10 protein-coding genes are annotated in these 16,825 nt (G+C 51.6%); 1 reads left to right on the top strand and 9 read right to left on the bottom strand.

All coding sequences use genetic code 11. The features are described from left to right. Positions 1–8: 8 nt before the first annotated feature. From holA to ACR9EC_RS04735, 4 genes are all read right to left on the bottom strand, one after another. Positions 9–1,010 (bottom strand): DNA polymerase III subunit delta, encoded by a 1,002-nt coding sequence (gene holA / locus ACR9EC_RS04720; protein ID WP_435300347.1) that lies wholly within the window; start codon positions 1,008–1,010, stop codon positions 9–11. 12 nt (positions 1,011–1,022) lie between these two features. After that, positions 1,023–3,518, bottom strand: coding sequence for a ComEC/Rec2 family competence protein (locus ACR9EC_RS04725; RefSeq protein WP_435300348.1), 2,496 nt, complete (start codon positions 3,516–3,518; stop codon positions 1,023–1,025). A gap of 6 nt (positions 3,519–3,524) precedes the next feature. Continuing rightward, the gene (locus ACR9EC_RS04730; RefSeq protein WP_435300349.1) at positions 3,525–4,436 is read right to left on the bottom strand and encodes a helix-hairpin-helix domain-containing protein; all 912 of its coding nucleotides are present in this window, start codon (positions 4,434–4,436) and stop codon (positions 3,525–3,527) included. Positions 4,437–4,539: 103 nt separating this feature from the next. Beyond that, positions 4,540–5,403, bottom strand: a complete 864-nt coding sequence (locus tag ACR9EC_RS04735; protein WP_435300350.1) for a DegV family protein — start codon at positions 5,401–5,403, stop codon at positions 4,540–4,542. 68 nt (positions 5,404–5,471) lie between these two features. Here ACR9EC_RS04735 and ACR9EC_RS04740 point away from each other — a divergent pair, with 68 nt between their 5' ends. Next, positions 5,472–7,310, top strand: a complete 1,839-nt coding sequence (locus tag ACR9EC_RS04740) for a helicase HerA-like domain-containing protein (RefSeq protein WP_435300351.1) — start codon at positions 5,472–5,474, stop codon at positions 7,308–7,310. Between the two features lie 46 nt (positions 7,311–7,356). On the opposite strand, the gene ACR9EC_RS04745 is transcribed toward ACR9EC_RS04740, so the two are convergent. The 5 genes from ACR9EC_RS04745 to ACR9EC_RS04765 form a co-directional block, all read right to left on the bottom strand. Beyond that, positions 7,357–10,743 (bottom strand): ATP-binding protein, encoded by a 3,387-nt coding sequence (locus ACR9EC_RS04745; RefSeq protein WP_435300352.1) that lies wholly within the window; start codon positions 10,741–10,743, stop codon positions 7,357–7,359. Positions 10,744–10,746: 3 nt separating this feature from the next. Next, positions 10,747–11,457, bottom strand: a complete 711-nt coding sequence (locus ACR9EC_RS04750) for a DUF4194 domain-containing protein (RefSeq protein WP_435300353.1) — start codon at positions 11,455–11,457, stop codon at positions 10,747–10,749. Beyond that, positions 11,450–13,084: a DUF3375 domain-containing protein gene (locus tag ACR9EC_RS04755; protein ID WP_435300354.1), complete on the bottom strand. Its 1,635-nt coding sequence runs from the start codon at positions 13,082–13,084 to the stop codon at positions 11,450–11,452. Before ACR9EC_RS04755 ends, ACR9EC_RS04750 begins: the two co-directional genes overlap by 8 nt. Before the next feature lie 32 nt (positions 13,085–13,116). Beyond that, positions 13,117–16,059, bottom strand: coding sequence for a leucine--tRNA ligase (leuS, locus tag ACR9EC_RS04760; protein WP_435300355.1), 2,943 nt, complete (start codon positions 16,057–16,059; stop codon positions 13,117–13,119). An 87-nt stretch (positions 16,060–16,146) separates the two neighbouring features. Then, entirely contained in the window at positions 16,147–16,800 is a 654-nt protein-coding gene (locus ACR9EC_RS04765; RefSeq protein ID WP_435300356.1) for a vitamin K epoxide reductase family protein, read from the bottom strand. Positions 16,801–16,825 lie beyond the last annotated feature (25 nt).

A 16,825-nucleotide genomic window follows, 5' to 3' on the forward strand; every position in this document is an offset into this window, starting at 1 on the left:
GAGTAAAGTCAGCGACCTGAAACTCTAGCGATCGTTAACACTGCGCGCTCAACAGCAAAGACGGGGTCTCTGCCGGCGCCTTTTACTTCAGCGTCAGCTTGTGCAACGGCTTGGATAGCTTGTGCGAGGCCGTCTGGTGTCCAGTTTTGTAGTTCGCGACGAGCTTTGTCTGCCTGCCATGGGGCTAGGCCTAGGTCTGCGGCAGTTTTTCCAGAACGTAATGCGCCGGCTTTCGCTAAGGTGCGTACTTTAAGCGCTAGAGCAGCAACAATCGGGACGGGGTCTGCTCCTGTTGCTAAGGCATGGCGTAAAAGCGAGATCGCTTCTGCAGATTTTCCAGCAACTGCTGCATCTGCAACTTTAAAGCCGGTAGCTTCCACGCGTCCGCCGTAATATTTATCAACAACAGATTCATCAATAGCGCCCGTAACGTCGCCGATAAGTTGTTGACATGCTGCAGCCAGTTCACGAACGTCAGAGCCTAAGGCTTCAACTAGTGCGCGGACAGCCCCTGCTGTGGCACGACGTGATGCTCGTTTAAATTCGGCTGCTGCAAAGGACACTTTATCTGCGTCTTTTTTGATTGGCTCACATGTAACTACAGGGGCGCCTGATTTCTTTAGTGCATCAAGCATCTTCTTGCCGCGCACTCCCCCTCGATGCGCTATCACAAACCATACGTCTGCGGCTCCGCCTTGTTCGACGAAAGCGCATACATCAGTAATGAGGGCATCCGTTGCCCCTTCAGCGTTATCAATAATGATGAGCCGAGATTCGCCAAAGAGTGAAGGACTTGATAGGACTAAAAGAGTTCCTGCTTGGTATGTAGACCCGTATACAACTGTGCGTTCCACATGTGGGTCTTGTTCTTTTGCTTGGAGTGTTATGCGTTCAAGCGCTCGGTCAACGAGTAGGCCTTCTGCACCGTGGACTAAAACGACTGGGGCGAGTGGGGCGTTTTCCCACGTTGTTGTTGCACGTGAAGATGAACGTGAAGACGATGCAGGCATGGCTATAGGTTTTCATGGACACGCGCCAACGACAAACCATTCCCCGGCTTTTATTCCCACCGCATAAGTGCCGCATTCATCGGTGCGCAGTATTGCGCTGCCAGACTGGGTGTACATGTCTAATGCTGTTGTTGTGGGATGTCCGTATGGGTTATTTTTCCCTACTCCTATGAGCGCAAGTGTAGGAGACAGTCCGCGGATGAGGTCACTGCTCAGGGAAGCAGACCCGTGGTGCGCTACTTTTACTATGTCAAACCCCGTCATAGCGGTGGTGCGTATGTGGTGCGTTAAGGCTTGTTGGCCGTGCTGTTCAAGGTCGCCTAAGAATAGGATATCTACGGGTTCTTCATAGCCTTCGACCATGAAAGAATAGGCGATTATTAAACTTGCGTCGTTTGTTACTTCATCGCCTTGGTGTGCTCTGTCATGGAGTTGTTGTACATATTCTGGCGAGGGCCATACCGCTTTCCAATCCGTTGTTGAAGAATTGAAGTTTACTTTTTCGCTGTCTCCTGCAATGAGTGGCACCTGAAAGTGAGTTGTGAGTGTTCTGATTTTGTGTGCTCCCGCAGAAGACTCTATGTCGGGGCCGGTAACGACGCGGTCAACGGGAATGTCTTTCAGAATGTTTTCTAGGTTTCCCATGTGGTCTTCGTGGGCGTGGGAAATAAAAATGGTTTCTAGTTTTTGTACACCTAACTGATGTAGGCACTTTACTGAACCTGAGTCATGCGATCCGGTGTCGATCAGGTCGTATCCGTGGGAGGTTCGCACAACAAATGCGTCTCCTTGCCCAACATCGCATGCAGCAACTATCCATTGGTTTCCATACTGTGATTGGGTGTTCAGCGTATGCGTTCGCTGCACGAATACAACACTTGCTGTCACCAAAATTATGCACATTGCAGCCGCGGCATAATGAATTGCTCGTATACGTTGCTGAGAAACAATCTTGTGAACTATATGGCGCATTCGTTCTTTCCACACGAGCTGGCGTGTATGCATGAAACGGTACGGATGATGCATAACAAGAACAACGACGACGATTCCATTGAAGACGAGGAGCAATGCCACGCCGAGTGGAGTGGCAGGCCACGGGATTGTGCTCCAGGGCAGTTGTGAAAAGAAGAGCGCACATTGTGCGATCCACCAGGTTGCTGCCGAGGCTACATATGCGAGCGCGAGGGCTCCGTGGTGCCATAGCGGTGCGATGAGTGTTGCGCCGAGTCCGGCCAAAGTTGCTGGTAGCAGGGCGGGTGCGACCGCAAAATTTGCTAGTGCTGCATATGTTGGAATGAATGGGTTGAGGAATATGAGTACGGGGTTTACTGCGAGTTGTGCAGCGAGTGGAACGGCCAGTCCGTATGCCAGGGTTTTGGGCATGAATGTTAGGCCCCAGGGTCGGTGAAGTAGTCGAGCGAGTGGGGATGCGCAGCAGGCGAGCCCAGCGGTTGCGAGGACGGATAAGGCGAAGCCAAAGTTTCGTGAGTTCCAGGGGTCCCATAGCAGGAGTGCGATGACTGCTGTGCATAATGCGGGTAGGGCGTGGTGTCGTCTGCGTTGTGTCATGGCGATGAGCATGACAGCGCACATGGCTGCGGCGCGGAGCACGCTGGGGCTGGGGTGTACCAGCGTTATGAGCGCGTATGCGATCAGGCTTACGATGCTTGCTCGTAGTGTGGGGTGGAGTTTCCACGTTAGGGTGCTGATGAGGAGCACGATTAGGGTGAAGTGCGCGCCTGATACTGCGGTGACGTGAGTGAGGCTGGTGTCCCGCATTGCTTGTTCTAGGTTCTCTGGGAGTTTGCTGGTGTCCCCTATTGCTATGCCGGGGATGAGTCCTTGTGCGTGTTCGGGTAGTGGGGTGACGAGGTTGGTGAGTCCAGTGCGTAGCTTGTTATTTATCGCGGTTATGCCGCTGTGTTGTGTGAGGATCTCAGCTTGTTGACTGAGTTGCAGTGTTGCTGCTTCGTTGCTGAGTGATAGGGCTGCTTGAGCGCGTCCTTGTATGCGGACGATGTCGCCGTATTGCACGTTTTTGAGGTGGTGTTGAGATGCGAATACTCTAATTTTTTGTTGTGTTTGTGCGTGTTGTTGGCTTGTTGTGATGGTGTGGGTTGTCAGGATTGCAGTTAGTTTTTCTTCACCGTATGCCTGTTTGATTGGTGTTGGTTCGCTGGATATTTTTCCTGTGATTGTGGTGAACCGTTGCCCGTGTGTTGCTTGCGTTAGTGGTGATTGTTCTCGGATTGTTAGATGCCATGCTGTGGTTCCTAACGTTAGGATCACCATGAGTAGTGTCGCGGTTATGGTCCACGCTGTTGCGTGTACGTGTGTGTCGCGCTGTGTGCGTCGTCGAACTATGGCTGCTGTGAGGAAGAGTAGCGTTGTCGTTATTGCTGTAACTGCGGTTGCGGTTATGACGAGTCGGCTAGTGGTTTGTGTGGCCCATAGGGTTGCTGCCCATACGGCTATAGCGCATGGGATGAGGCGCAGGTCGTATGTCATGGGTGGCTAGTGCACGATGACGTGATCACGGATTTTGTGTAGGAGTGCGGGTCCGATACCAGATATGTTGTCGAGTTCTTCGACGTGCGTGTATTGCCCGTGGGTTGTGCGCCAGTCGATGATGCGTTGGGCTAGTGCTGGGCCGATACCGGGGAGTTTTTCTAACTGTTCTAGGGTGGCTGTGTTGATGTTGACTTGCGGGGGTGCAGTGTCTGTGTGTGCTGGCCCGTTTGGCTGGCTTGGGGTTGTTGGGGTGTGTGGGTCGTCTTTGTGGGGAACGTAGATGTGTTCTCCGTCTGTGATGAGACGGGCAAGATTTAAAGCGTTTGGGTTTGCTTGTTTTGTGTGGTTTCCCGCGATTTTTAGGGCGTCTATCACGCGTGATTGTGCTGGGAGCTCATAAACCCCTGGGGTTTTTACTTGCCCTGCCACGTGTACGACGAGTGTGTGTGGTGGTGCGGTGTCCTGTGGAGTAGATTCAACGGGCTTGTCGTTATGTGAGTGGGGTGTTTGGGCTTCTGGGGTGTGTCTTTGCGGTGTTGTTGGAAGAGCGGCGACCTGTATGGCTTGTTCGGTTGTGGAGTTGCCGGTTCTTTGCATGATGTATATGACAGCCACAGTGAGGGTAGCTGCAATGAACAGTGCGAGTGTGGTGCGTGCCGTAAATGACCACCGTTTTGTGGGGCGGACGGATTTGTCTTGATCGTACTGTTCTAGTGGGTGCCCGTGGAGAGCAGTGTATGTGCTGATGGCTTGTTGTTGCAGGGCGGTGTGCTGTGGTCGCTGATGGTTGGGTCGCGTGTGTTCTCGAACGGTTGAGCGTGAGAGTGTGTCGTCGTCTATGTCGTCGTGTGTTTCTACCGCGGGTGTGGGACGTACGACGAGGTGTTTGAGTCGTTCACGCTGCTGTTCAGTCACATGGGCAACTGTAGAAGCACGCTAATAGTGCAGGTTTTTATGTAGCGTTAAAGATCGGTCTTGTGTGGAAAATGCAGCCTGTGAGGTGTTGTGGAACAGCCTTTTACGCGTATGTGAGAGCGATAAGGCCGGGCCCCACATGCGAACCGAGAACGGCAGATACTGGTGTGACGACTATTTCTGTATCAAGTTCTGTGTGTAGCCGCTGAGCAAGTTCGTGTGCGCGGGTTTCGTCACCAAAGTAGTGCACAGCAAATTCGTGTGCCCCTTTGTTTTGTGCGTTACGGGCTTGTTCACTTAAATAGTGCGCCACATGTGCGCGAGAACGAACTTTTGCTGCAACTTCAATATGTCCAGTTTCATTCACATGCAAGATGGGTTTTACTCCAAGTACAGTTCCCACGGCTGCTGCCGCCGCGCTTAGCCTGCCTCCTCGTCGTAAATGGTCGAGGGAGTCGACTGCAAAATATGCGCCTGTGGTGTGTGCTCGTGCCGTCATTGTGTCAATGAGTTCTTGTATTGGTGTCCCCTGCGCGCTCAGGCGTGCACCTTCTAAAGCGAGGAAGCCTAATGCCATTCCGGTGGTGTTGGAGTTGAGGACACGAACGCGATCACCAAATTTTTCAGCTGCCATACATGCCGTGTCATATGTTCCAGATAGCGCTGCAGAAATGTGTATGGATACAACCGCGTCGTATCCGTTTTTTAAAGCGTGTTCGTATGCGTCTTCAAAAGCTTGTTTTGAAGGCTGCGAAGTAGTGAGATTTTTCTTGTCTGCGATTAATGCTGCGCATTGCTGCGGAGTTATGTGCGCGTTTTCTTCAAGGTCATACGTGTCATAGAGGACGTGCAAATTAATGACATCAAGGTGTGAGTTCTGTCGCACCTGTTCGGGTAGGCTCGCTGTTGAGTCTGTGAGAATAAGGATGTTCTCGGTGTTCGTGTCATCTGCGTGGGGTTTGTGCACCTCACTAGGGTACGTCTCTACCAGTGAATTCACAGTATTTATGGTCAGATGAGCCCTACTATAACCCCATGGGATTTGATGGTGCGGTACCAACCGCTGAACGTTTAGCACAGCTTCGTGCGCAGGCCGCTCAAGCAAAAGCTGAGGCTGCTGAAGCTAAAGCATTAGCAGCACAGGCTGCGTTAGAAGCGGCAGAAGCAGCGACACAAACGCGCGCACACAACGTTTCTGCACATGTGGTTTCGTCACCTGGGGGTGTTGCGGCCACCGTTCCTATTAGTTACCGCCCCACATCATCAGAGACCCCAACACCAACGACACCGCCGGTGCCTCCACCACCGCCAGCACCACACGTGCCTCCAGCACCGGCCCACCACCCTGCTCAACAGTTGCTGCCTTTCGGCACGCACATGACGCAGACGAAACCCTCACCTCATACCGCGAACAACCCGACACTGATCGGGTTCGATGCACAATCTATGAACCAACACGGGTTGATTTCTGGTTCGTCTGGAACAGGGAAAACCCGTACCGTGCAAGTGATCAGCGAAGCTTTATCATTCGCTGGAGTTCCTGTTTTTATTGCCGATACAACCGGAGACGCGTCAGGTCTAGCGTTACCCGCCGACACCCATTCGCCCAATACGACTCATTCCGCACACACACCAAACTTCCCTGTCGAGTTTTATTCAATCGGTGGCACCAGCGTTGGGGTTCCAATTAGGAGCACAGTCTGCGATTTCGGGCCTATCTTATTAACTCGAGCGTTAGGTTTAACTGCCGAACACGAACACGGCCTCGATGCTGTATTCAAGTGGGCAGATAAAAACGGGCTTCCTCTTTTAGATTTAAAAGACGTAGTGGCTGTTATTCATCAGTTAACGTCTCCTGATAGGAGGACTCCAGCCCAATACTTTGGCCTCGCAGATGTCCCTTCCGCTGACGTCCTGCTACGCGCTATCGAATCCTTACGGGCGCAAGGTGGAGAACAATTCTTTGGTGAGCCTTCCTTTGACACAAAAGATGTTGTACGCCAATCAGGGCAACGAAACGCACTCATCTCCATCCTTGAATTGTCGTCTGTGCATTTCTTGCCCAACCTGTACTCTGCTTTTTTCTTGTGGCTTATCGCTGATGCGTGCCAAACGTTACCCCGCACGCGACAACATACGCGCCCAACCGCAGTTTTTTTCTTTGACGAAGCCGAATTTGCGTTCTCTCACGCATCCCCTCGTTTTATCAAACAGGTTGTGGCTACGCTCGAAAAGGCTCGTATGCATGGGATTCTTGTTTTCTTTGTCTCTTCAAGTCCACACAACCTACCTGTAGAAGTTGCCGCACAGTTACGCCATCACATACATCACGGTGTTCGGGGCTCCTTCGATAGCGACGCACATATCCGGTTTGTATCACGTGCGCTACCGACGTTCCCCTACGATGTGGGAGCGCTGCTACAGACGTTGCCGAGAGGGCATGCTGTTGTTTCTATATCTGATAGTTCCGGCATCGTAACGCCGGGCGTGTGGACTAAAGTGCGTATGCCACAAACCTCTATCGGAAGTGCACCGCCAAGTTTTATCGAACATCATGTTCGCTCCTCGCCCGGATATCAGCGTTACGGCACGAGTGTCGATAATTATTCGGCGCATGAAATGCTTGCTGCTCGTATCGCACAAGAGCAGGCAACACAGCAGCAGAGACTGTATCAAGACACTTCAAAAGACGATCTTATTCGTGAGGCTAAGCAGGTTTATAAGTCTTTGGCTTCAACGAAGAAAAAGAAAAGCAAGAAAAAGAATATGAAACAACGCTTTGATGGAGAGTTTGAGGCGTTACTTAAAATTGCGGGAAGTCATGTCAGTAAAGAAATAACCAGAACGTTTCTTGGAACCCGACAGCACAAATAATGAAGCGTGGGGCGCACTGTGCAAGGCGCCCCACGCCCACATTTTCTTACGCTGATTCCACGGTTGCTTCCGTCGGAATCGACCATGTTAAGTGTGTGCAGCCTTGCGTGTTTTTAACTGTTTGGATAAGCAAGGACATGTGTGGTTCCAGCGCTGACACTTTATCGAGCGGTGCACCGATAATGAGCTGGAATCCTAGTCCCTGCCATGCAGTAACCGCACGACCAGCAAATCGCGAGTCGGCTTTGATAAACGCTTCATCAAGGAAAACAGGCGCATACCGAGGGCGTACCGCATCAGAGTCGCCAAGCTGATATCTCAGTGCGGAACCAACAATGAACGCAACAAGTTCTTGAGATTCTCCACCTGATTTCCCTGCAATGTGGTCAAACACGGAGACCTCATTGCCGTCAATATCAACTTTGAGTGCTTCAATGCGTACGTGTTCACGCACATCGATGAGTCGACGCCGCTCAGCAGATTCTGGACGTATACGTGCTAACAGATCAGCGATCTTTTTGTATCGTGTTTCGCGCTGTTTCAAACTGTGTTCACCTGATGTATCTGCGGCGAGTTCTCGTAGTTGGCGTCTAAAAGATTTAATGTCTGGAGACTCAGTTGATTTTGCACTAATCCGAAGACGATGATTGTCGTCCTGGAACGGCAGGTTCCACAAAATGTCGTTCACCGGAGCCATACGCGTACGTATGTGATCGAGGGCTTGAGTCATGTGCGCATTCAGGCGAGTAAATTCTTGCCCTGAAAGACGCGCAACGTTACGGTTCCACTGTTCCTTAATGGCATACAGTTTTTCGCGTTCAAGATCATTCAAAATACGTGCGTAATCGTCGTACGACGAATCTGGGTCGCTGCCAAGGTTCGGGTTAGGCCATGATTCTTTAAACCGGTCAAAAATACGAGTCAGGTTGGACCCAGCATGAGCTGCGACTGTAGCCACAGTGTCATGCTCGTGTTTAATGTGTGCTCGCATAAGCGAGACAGCCTTCTCAAATTCGCTCAATGATGCTTTCCACTGTGCCTCATCGACATTCTCGACGAGTTCAGTCAAATACTGGTTTTGCTCTGGGGTGACGTCAATAGTGTGTTCTTCCGCAGCTTCAATTGCGTCTTTCGCTGCGTCTTCTTTTTCAACTAAACGCTCAAGTTCAGCGTTCAGTGCCTCTAAGCTCGCTTCGGCACGCGCTTGGCTTCGGCGCTGCGTTTCTAAACGCTTTAAAATGTCACGCTCTTCGTGCTGCAAGGCTGTCAGTACGTCATTGCCGGCAATAAGTTGTTCTAGTTGCGCGTTTTTGCTTTCCACCGCACGCTGCGCACCTGCAACGTCTATTCGCTGCCAATCAAATTCCAATAGTCGCGCAAATGCGTCAACCTTCTTCTGCTGATGTTCTGCTGCGGCAGTCACCGAATCGACCATAACGTCAGCCTCAGTGAGTTTCCGTTGCAACTCTTCGAGCGCTGCAACACATTCCCTGATGCGCACGTCATTAGAGAACCCGATAACGCTACGTTGGCCTTGTCCACCATGCGCGCCGCGGCTGCCGTGACTCATTTGTCCCGTGCTAGTCAACGCTTTCGCGTACTCTTTGAGTTCGGTCGGGGTGTTAACGCACACAAAGTTGAATTGTTTTTCAAGCCGTTCAATCAGCCACCCAGTGAAATGGGTGTGTTTGTAATCGAGGCGGCCCGGCAGCACAGACCTGTCGCGCGGTTCGTCGATACGTAAACCAACGTCAACGCCTTCAAACTGGATTCGTCTGCTCGTTTTTACTGCGTTAATGGCCGTGCGGAAGTGCGCTAGTTTCGCTGCATCCACAAGGATCGTCGTCGCAAAGCCCCCAAGTGCCAGTCCCAGCGCTTCACGCCAGTTTTCGTACTCTGGTCGAATCTCAATGAGTTCGCCAACAAAAGGAAGGTCTTCGGGCCGCTCTCCCATTTCTTGCGCAAAAGCAAGCCGTGCTTCAAGCAGTTCGAAAGGAATGTTTCCTTTTGTTGCTCTCAGCAGACTTAACTCATGCTTCGTTTTGTCAATGTCTTCTTGTACTTTGTGCCGTACATTCATCGCCTCATATTCGGCTTCACGACGACGTTGCGCTGCGCCTTCAGAGTCTTTAATCTCTTGTTGTGCAGTACGCGTCAGCGCATCAAATTCTGATTTCTTTGCTACGTTGAGCCCGGTAACGGCTAACACGCGCTCAAAACGGGTGTACTGCACCTGTGTTTCGTGCACAGTATTTTCGGCTGCCGCGATTTCTCGGTTGAGTGACTCAACTTGATCACCGCCGCTTTTACGTTGGTTGTCGCGTACGACCTCCAGTTGTGCTTCATCATGAGCGATTCCGGCTGTTGCAGATACCTTCGCGGCTTTAGCTGCTGCATGCGCGGTACGGTTTGCAGTAACTTCACGTGTAATCAAATCTAAAGCGTTACGATCACGCCACAGCCCAAAGATAGAACTGTCTGTTACTTCCGAACTTCCAGCAGAGTGCAACGTGCCAAGTTCACTAATCAATGAGGCACGTTCAAGAGCCTCATCTCGTTCTCCACGCAGTCTCGGGATAGGCGTTAAAAGTTCCACCTGTCCTTCTGCCCGCATCATTTCTTGACGCACAGCAGACAGCTCATCAAAATGTGCGATTGCGTCGTCAGCGATTCGGAAAGTTTCTGGCTCTTCTAAAACCATCTGCTTGTACAGTGCATCAACTGTGGAAATTTGTTGGCCTGCTTGGATGCGTGCCAGCAGTTGCAACGCTTTATCGCCCTCGCCATGCGCGCCAATGCCTAAAACGGATTGGATTTTAGTCATAAACGCTAAGTCAGTGTCGAGCAGGGTCAACCCCAACGTTCCGGTAAGGATACTGGGCGCAAATTTTCCTGCCGCATACTGTTCAAGGACCCGAATATCGCATGCGTTATGGATGACGACTCGTCGGAACGTGCAGTCTTCATTTTTTGTGGCGCCTTTGGGCACGTAAAAAATCCGTACAGCGGTAAAGAGTTGCTTTGACTGATCCATCCACGTCATTGCGATGGCCGACCACGTATCGCCTTTATCGCCGCGCAGCACCGAATCTTTGAGAGTGTCGGTTGCAGAATCACGCTGGTCATCAACTTTTCCGCGCACATACGAGATGATGTTTCGCTGGTCTTTAGACCGTGCACGGCCAGTCGTCGCCCCATTTGATGCCCCGTTGAAAGGAGTGGTGTGCGGCATCATTAACGCAATATATGCGTCCAGCAGGGTTGATTTCCCCGTTCCAGAACCACCAGAGATCAGTGTGCCATCTGGATGAAACGGCACCTGATGGTATCCGTTGTATCCACCCCAGTTTACGAGTTGCATTGACCTGGCAACCCATTGTTGCCCGGTTGAGGCTTGTGGGATAAGACCAAAAAGAGTGTCAACAAAAGTCATCGTTTAGTCCTCGTGTGTGGTCTCATCGACATTGTGTGGGCTTACGCGTGGTTCGATATGAGTTTTGTGTACCCTGCCGTCTATCCACTCGGTTAGTTCTTTAACACGCTCAATAGGCATAAGAACTTCAATGATTGGCGATATGCGGTAACGCTCTTGCGAGGCTTCTTTTAAGATTCCCTCACGTGCTAGTTGCTCAATTGCTTGAGTAACTTCACGCTGCCGTAATGCCAGATTGGTTTCGTCTAATGCGAAGAAAGACATGGCATGGTTTGCTAGCTCTTCGTAATCCACAAAAGCAGCGTTCTCCCCCATCCCCACAAGCTGACGGAAAACATTACGCACATACAGCAAAATGATTGTTTCCACGCGCTTGTAGGCTTCGTCGCGCAGCAAGATTGGAATGTTGAGTTCTTCTTGACGTATTTGGGTTTTGTACGCGACCCGATAGTCGCGGTCTACCACCAAGTTTAAAAACATGTCGTGGAAGCGTGATTCGAGGATGTCTTGATACTTCAAGATCCGCTCCCACGCCCACTTATCTTCCGCAGCTTCAATAAACCGACGTTGTAGGAGTAGCGCGTAGACTCTTCTCGCGTCATACGGGAGTTGCCCTTGATCGCCAGGAAACAGAAAATCTTGCTGCTGCTCAATACTGTGAGCCTCAACAAATGCATCGTCACTTGTCAGGGAATCTACATGTGGTTCAGTCATTGTTTTCAGCTCCGAAGTGAGAGATAAATTTTTGACGAGGAATAATGAACTCCCGAGTGCTGCCATCAGCACGCACAGCAATAATTCGTTCTAATGGTGCAGACGAGCCAACGGAAAGGTCTTCGTTCGCTTCGTTATCTGCAGGCGTGTGCGTCGTTGCGATCTCTTGATATCCGAGAATTTCGACTGGCCGTTTCAGAGAATCATGAGCGGAGTCGAACGCAGTGGCAACGGTAACGTCATGATCGATTTCAGTGAGTAGACCTTGCACGTGTGCCAACAGTTCCCGGTGCCGTGGCCCACCCATCGCAATGATGTCATTAAGTTCTAGCCCTGCAATATCGACGCTGCTGTTTTGGTCAATTGCGTCAGGTGGAGTGTCATCAGATAAGTCATGAACGCTCGTACGTATTCGTCCAAAGTTGGCCCGTTCAAAGCGTGTGAGCGGCTCTACTTGTTCACCTCGGGTAGAACTAGGGAACCATTCGTGTAACGCCACAACCGCGCCACGTAACGCGTCATCGAGTTCCCGGTCACGAAGTGGATTATGGTGGCGGATTTGTGTTGTCAGCGTCCGAGACGCACGCTGTTGTTCTGCAAGCACAACACCTAACGAATCAAGAATTGTTGCTTTAATACCCCGAAATTGTTCCCGATCACGAGTAGGAATATTCCGCGCAAAGGGGTGGTTCAAAATAGCGTCAATAGACGTGTCAAGTTGTCGAAGCAGCTTTTCGGACTGTAAAAGATCCATCGCACCGGTAAAAGCTTTACCTTCAGGGGTCTGTTCAAAAAGGCTTTCAGATTGCGCAATGTACTCAGAGAGCACTTCACCTGTTGGCCGGGCATCATTTCTCAGTTGAGCCAAGATTGTGCGTTGTAAGTCTTTTATTGATTCAGCAACGCGCGTGAAATCTGCAGGAAGTTCGCGAACAAGATACCGGACATGATCAAACTGTTCTTCTAGCCGGTCGTCTGGTGCAGACTCAACCTCCCCGCCTGCCTCTAACCGTTTCTTTTCTGCTTGCAAAGCCCGAATCTGGGAGTTGAGTGAAGTAATACGGGTTGCACGATCAGGTTGCGCATCTGTTGCGAACCGTTCAACAGCATCAAGCAACGTTCTAATTCGCGACTCAGATACGAGTGGGCGCTCTCCCCCAGCGCGAGAAACAAAATCCATTGCTTCTTGAGCATGTGAAGTCAGTGAATACTCTTCGTCTCCAAAGTCGTTCACTGAACGAACTAGCCACGTGTCACGCACCCAACCAGAACTCAGTTTCCTTGGAGTTAATTCAGGCAGGTCAGTTTCGTTGAGCGCTTTGAGGTCCTCAAGATGCCCCGCAATTTCAAGATGAAACTGTTCTGAAGGAATTGCTTTACGTTGAGCAGAAAAGATTGACCCAAAGATCGCGATAACAATAGGCGCATAGTGCTTATTGAGAAGTGCCAATGTAGGCCGGGAAAAAGCTCGACGTGCACGCGCAATCTCTGCTTGTACTGCCCCCATACCTGTCCTTTCGGTCCGCGCTTTTCCCTGTGCTGTGTGCCGCATCGCCAGTTCAGCCATCACTGACTTTACTGGCATATGAGCCAAAACAACCGCAGGTGGAGCCGGTTGTGGCTCCACCTGCGGTGATGCTAACTATATGTCGCAGGCTGCTACTCAGGAACAATGTTGACGAGTTTGGGTGCTCGTACAATCACTTTCCGAATACCGCGACCTTCCAGTGTGCGTTGAACGCCAGGGTCAGCTAATGCTAATGCTTCAAGTTCTGCGTCTGTAGAGGATGGCGAAACGTCAGCTTTTCCACGGACTTTTCCTTGAACTTGGAATATACAAGTCACGGACTCTTCAACGAGATATTGTGGGTCGGCTGTTGGGAACGCTTCAAACACAACAGATTCGGTGTGTCCTAGTTTCTGCCACAATTCTTCAGCAATGTGCGGTGCCACTGGTGCGACCATGGTGACGATGCCTTCTGCTGCTTCGCGTGGCACTTGTTTGAGCCCCGTGAGGTAGTTGTTGAGTTCAATGAGTTTGGCAATTGCGGTGTTGATCCGCATGCCTTCCATTTCCTCGGCAACGTCCCTAAACGCGCGGTGAAGTTTTCTCTTGGTTTCGAGGTCTGCTGGTTCGTCTGAAACAGTTACTTCGCCGGTTTCTTCGTCCAAGATGTTACGCCACAGGCGTTGCAAGAATCGTTGTGCTCCAACAACTGCACGGGTTTCCCACGGACGAGACAGGTCAAGCGGCCCCATCGACATTTCGTAGACGCGGAAGGTGTCTGCGCCGTATGCCTCATACATGTCATCTGGGGTGACAATGTTTTTCAGGGACTTACCCATTTTTCCGTATTCACGGTCAACGGGTTCACCATTCCATGTGAAGCCTGTCTTTTCGTCGCCTTCTACCTCATCTGCGGGAACGTATTGTCCGCGCGCGTCAGTGTATGCGTACGCCTGAATGTAGCCTTGGTTGAACAGTTTGTGGAAAGGCTCAACTGAGCTTACGTGCCCGAGGTCAAAGAGAACCTTGTGCCAGAAACGTGCATACAGCAAGTGCAATACCGCGTGCTCAACGCCACCGACATACAAGTCCACACCACCCGAAGCGCCAGCTTGCGGGTTGTGGTCTGGGCCAAGCCAGTATGCGTCGAGTGCTGCCGCGGCTGGTGTTGTTGCCTCGGCAGAGTTATTGTTTGGGTCGATGTAACGCAGGTAGTACCAGCACGATCCAGCCCAGTTAGGCATTGTGTTGGTTTCACGACGATACTTCTTTACGCCATCGCCCAAGTCCAGTTCAACGTACATCCAGTCGTCGTTGCGGCCGAGTGGCGGTTCTGGGGACGAGTGCTCGTCTTCTGGGTCAAACGTGCGTGGGGCGAAGTCCGGGGTGTCCGGCAGAACCACGGGAAGAACCGAGTCTGGGAGCGCAATTGGCTGGTCTGTTTCGTCGTACACGATTGGGAAGGGCTCTCCCCAGTAGCGTTGACGGCTAAAGAGCCAGTCACGGAGACGGTAGGTGGTGGTACCTGTTCCGTGTCCTTTTTCTTCGAGGAACGCGATCATGATGGATTTTGCGTCTTCAACGTTTTTGCCGTTGAGGGTGATGTCCTCGTTGGCAGAGTTAATGATCGCTCCATCACCAGTCCATGCAGCGTCGCCTGCAAAGTCTGCTGGTGGCTCAACGGTGTACACCACGTCAAGGTCGAATGTTTGCGCGAATGCGAAGTCGCGTTCGTCGCCGCCTGGAACTGCCATGATGGCGCCTGTTCCGTATCCCATCAGGACGTAGTCTGCGGTGAATACTGGAATCTGGGTGCCGTTAACCGGGTTTGTTGCGAAGATACCGGTGAAGACACCCGTTTTTTCTTTCGCTCCGATTTGGCGTTCTACTGCGGTTTTTGCGGCTGCCGCTGTTTGATATGCGGTGACGGCTTCCGTTGGTGTTGCATAACCGCCAGTCCACGCGTCGCGGGTGCTTTCTGGCCATGCGGCTGGAATGTGGGTTTCTAGGATGCCGTGTTCTGGTGCAACAACCATGAAGGTCGCACCAAAAAGTGTGTCTGGGCGGGTGGTGAAGACGGTGAGGTCTTCTCCTGCGGCGTTGAATGTTACGTGTGCGCCTTCGGAGCGGCCAACCCAGTTGCGTTGCATGGACTTGACCTTGTCTGGCCAGTCAATGACCTCAAGGTCGTCGACGAGTCGGTCACCGTAGGCGGTAATGCGCATGTTCCATTGGCTCATTGCGCGTTGGAATACTGGGAAGTTTCCGCGTTCTGAGCGGCCTTCTGCTGTGACTTCTTCGTTTGCGAGTACAGTTCCGAGCCCTGGGCACCAGTTCACTGGCGCTTGCGAAACGTATGCGAGGCGGAACGAGTTCAGCACTTCGCGTTGTTGTGCAACGGTGAGGTCGGTCCATGGTGTTCCGGCTGCTACGCCGTCAACTGCGGGAACGTCGCGGGTGCCTGTAGCAAACTGTGTTTCAAGTTCAGCGATTGGGCGTGCCCGACCTTTAGTGCCGAATGGGTTTGTTGCTTCTTCGTCGTACCAGGAGTTGAAGATTTGCAGGAAGATCCATTGTGTCCAGCGCACATAGTCAACGTCTGTTGTTGCGAAGGAACGACGTGGGTCGTGGGCTAAGCCCATGCGACGCAATTGTCGTTGCATGTTTGCAATGTTGTTTTCGGTTGCTACACGTGGGTGCTGTCCGGTTTGGATAGCGAATTGTTCTGTTGGTAGGCCGAAGGCGTCGAAGCCCATTGCGTGCAGGACGTTGTCGCCTTGCATGCGTCGGAAACGTGCCACAACGTCTGTTGCAATGTAGCCGAGTGGGTGGCCTACGTGCAGTCCTGCCCCTGATGGGAAGGGGAACATGTCCATAACAAAGTAGGACGAGCTGTTTGGGTCTGCGTATTCGCCTTTACCGTTTGGTAGTCCTCCTTGCGGGTCTGCCGCAAAGTAGGTGCCACGCTCCTCCCATAGATCCTGCCAACGTAGCTCAATGTCTGATGCGAGTTTGGCGTTGTAACGGAATGCTGGCTCACCGCTGCCGCTAGGCACGCCGGTGGCGGTTTGCGAGGAAGGGGCTGGAGTATTCACACAGCCAAGTTTACATTCGCAGTGTTCATGTATGAGCCACGTGTTCACGTGATACGCGGCTCATACGTAACTTATGTTTTTGCTTGTCTAGTTTTGAATGTAGTAAATGATTTCGGAGCCCATACCCACAAAGATCCAGATGATGACTGCTACGTACAACAGCGGCGCTACAAAGTGTTTGTTCTTCATCAAGGATGTGCGTGCTTTGTCGCTGACGGGCAGGTAGCGTTCTTGCGCACCGTACACCAGCTGATACCAGAACAGCGGCAGCATCATCGCCCATACCACCATGCAGTAAGGGCATAGCCTGCCAAGAGTGTGGATTGACGTGTACATGAGGAACACGATCAGGACGAGGCCTAGCGTTGTACCTATAAATAGGGAACGCATAAACCATTGTGGGAGTTTAGCTCCGGTGTATAGGACCACTCCGATGGTGACAACGACGGCGAAAGCAGCAACTCCTATGAGTGGGTTGGGGAACCCAAAGATTGCGCCTTGTCGTGATGCCATTGCGTCGGCGCAGTCAAGGAAAAGGTTAAATGAGCAACTTGTGACGCGGTCTGGGTCTGCAAGTTTGAGGTATTTTTCGATGGATAGCGCCATCGACGCGCAGAAAGCTACGATTCCGAGAATTATCAAAAGCAACGAAAAAGTGCGTTGCGGCATCGAACGCATCTGTTCTAGTTCGTCGGAAAAATCGTACTCGTCATTGAGTATGTCTGAGCTTTTGTCGCCCACAGGTGCTCCTAAAATCGGATGTTTT

The organism is Timonella sp. A28 (genome assembly GCF_051200815.1).
Taxonomy (GTDB): Bacteria; Actinomycetota; Actinomycetes; order Actinomycetales; family Cellulomonadaceae; genus Timonella.